Source organism: Desulfoplanes sp., from assembly GCF_054921335.1.
The window spans coordinates 1-2584 of record NZ_JBUDSQ010000163.1; the positions used below are offsets into that span (position 1 = coordinate 1).

Annotated in this window: 2 protein-coding genes; both read right to left on the reverse strand. The window is 55.8% G+C overall.

From position 1 onward, the window contains the following. Positions 1-134 precede the first annotated feature (134 nt). Positions 135-1817, reverse strand: a complete 1683-nt coding sequence (gene ettA / locus ACY692_RS14810; protein ID WP_462326150.1) for an energy-dependent translational throttle protein EttA — start codon at positions 1815-1817, stop codon at positions 135-137. Then, entirely contained in the window at positions 1814-2515 is a 702-nt protein-coding gene (locus tag ACY692_RS14815; protein WP_462326151.1) for a class I SAM-dependent methyltransferase, read from the reverse strand. Before ACY692_RS14815 ends, ettA begins: the two co-directional genes overlap by 4 nt. Between the last annotated feature and the right edge of the window lie 69 nt (positions 2516-2584).

A 2584-nucleotide genomic window follows, 5' to 3' on the forward strand; every position in this document is an offset into this window, starting at 1 on the left:
GGACTTTTTTTGCAGAGGCATACTACGTTCTAAAATCTTCCAATTTCCAAAGGTTCTTGGTCAGTACTCAGATTTAACCTTACATTTTAAAATGTTGTAAGATTAAAATCTTACCCTGCACAACCACAAAATATCTATCGGGTCAGGTGCCTATAACGGATTCTCTTGGGAATCTCAGCATCTTTGCCCAGTCGTTTGCGCTTGTCCTTCTCGTACTCGGAATAGTTGCCCTCGAACCAGACCACCCTGCTGTCACCCTCAAAGGCCAAAATGTGGGTGGCGATACGATCGAGGAACCAGCGGTCATGGGAGATGACCACCGCGCATCCGGGGAAGTTTTCGATGCCGTCTTCTAGTGCCCTTATGGTGTTCACGTCCAGATCGTTGGTCGGTTCATCGAGCAGGAGTACATTGGCCTCCCGGGTGAGCATGAGGGCCAGATGCAACCGGTTGCGTTCGCCTCCGGAAAGCATGCCCACCTTTTTCTGTTGGGCCGCTCCGGAAAAATTGAACCGGCCCACATAGGCGCGGGAGTTGATCTCCCGGCCGCCGACGTTCAAAATGTCCGATCCGCCCGAGACCATTTCCCAGACAGACTTTTCAGGATCAAGACGTCCCCGTTCCTGATCCACATAGGCCAGGCAGACGGATTCGCCCACCCGGATCGCACCCCCATCGGGTTCCTCCTGGCCGGTTATCATCTTGAACAGGGTCGATTTCCCGGCCCCGTTGGGTCCGATAACCCCGATGATTCCGCCGGGGGGCAACAGAAAACTCATATCTTCCACCAGCAGCGTGTCACCATATCCTTTACGGACATGATCCGCCCCGATGACCATGTCCCCGAGCCGTGGTCCCGGGGGGATGAACAAACTCATGTCGCTGACCTTCTCACGCCTCCCCTGACCGACCAGGGACTCGTAGGCCGTGATCCTGGCCTTGGACTTAGCGTGCCGTCCCTTGGGGGACATGCGTATCCATTCGAGCTCGTTTTTGAGTGTCTTCTGGCGAGCGCTTTCCTGCTTTTCCTCGTTGGCCAACCGATTCTGCTTCTGCTCGAGCCAGGACGAATAGTTCCCTTTCCAGGGAATGCCCCGACCGCGATCGAGTTCCAGAATCCAACCGGCCACATTGTCCAAAAAATACCGGTCATGGGTCACGGCAATGACCGTCCCCGCATATTGCTGCAGATGGTGTTCCAACCAGGCCACGGATTCAGCGTCCAGATGGTTCGTGGGTTCGTCCAGCAGCAGAATGTCGGGTTTTTGGAGGAGTAGCCGACACAGGGCGACCCGCCTCTTCTCCCCACCCGAAAGAACCCCGATCCGTGTATCGGATTCGGGACAACGCAGGGCATCCATGGCCATCTCCAAACGGGAATCGAGTTCCCAGGCATCCCCCGCGTCCAGCAGTTCCTGCACGGCACCCTGCCGTTCGATGAGCGCGGTCATCTCGTCATCGGACATGGGTTCGGCGAACCGCGCGTTGATTTCATTGAACTCCTCAAGCAGGGCCACGGTCTCCCCTACCCCCTCTTCCACGATCTGGCGCACGGTCTTGTCGGGATCAAGCGAGGGCTCCTGTTCCAGATATCCGATGGAATATCCGGGTGAGGCCACGATCTCGCCACCGAAATCCTGATCTTCCCCGGCCATGATCCGCAAAAGCGTACTCTTGCCCGATCCGTTGAGGCCGAGCACTCCAATCTTGGCCCCGTAGAAAAAAGACAGGGAAATGTCCTCGATGATGGGTTTCTTGTCATGGTGCTTGGTCACCCGGACCATGGAATAGATGATCTTGTTTGGTTCGTCGCTCATAGATGATGTGCTTCCGGTTGGTTGAAGGTTTGATTCTCACCGGCGTTCGGAACGCCGTCTGCCGGAGCCTGCTTCTGCAGCAAGATGACGTCCTTGTCCACAAAGTCCAGCCCTGCGCCCAACTGCTTTGCCAGCCAGGAAAACGTCGGACGGGAAAAAAAAGAGATATGGGTCGGATCACGGATATAATGCCAGGTGGCAAAAACATCCCGGCCAAGGACCAGTTTGGTCATGATACCCAGAACCCCGCCGGGCCGCAAACATGCCCACACCCGTTCGAGTTCTCCGGCAGGATCACGCAAATGCTCGACAACCTCGGTCGCCGTGATGAAATCGTACGTCCTGGTGAGCAGATCCGTGTCGGGCGCGTAATATTTGTCGTAGATGTCCATGCAATAGCCCGCTTCCTCGAGCATGGTCGAGAGGGTCGGCCCGGGACCGGAGCCGAAATCGAGTCCGTGACTCCCGACCGGGACCAAAGCCTGCAAGGGCCGGGTAAGCCGGGACAAAAATCGCCGATAGCCGACATCGCCGGGATCGTTTTCATGGGTATCGTATCTGGCCTTTTCAGCCGCGGGGTCAAGATGGAACGAGGAAGGGACGAACACCAGAGAGCAGCGGGAGCAGCGAAAATATTCCCGGAACCGATCACTGAAAAAGAGCCCGATATCGTCATAGTGGCAGAGAGGACAATGCATGGATTATACGGAGGTACCAATAAGAGAAAAAAGGAAGAGAGATGGATCCGACAATGTCACAGTGTCCAC

Bases quoted from the DNA above. Each gene is read 5' to 3' on its own strand.
- ettA (WP_462326150.1), bottom strand. From the start codon at position 1,817: ATGAGCGACGAACCAAACAAGATCATCTATTCCATGGTCCGGGTGACC.
- ACY692_RS14815 (WP_462326151.1), bottom strand. From the start codon at position 2,515: ATGCATTGTCCTCTCTGCCACTATGACGATATCGGGCTCTTTTTCAGT.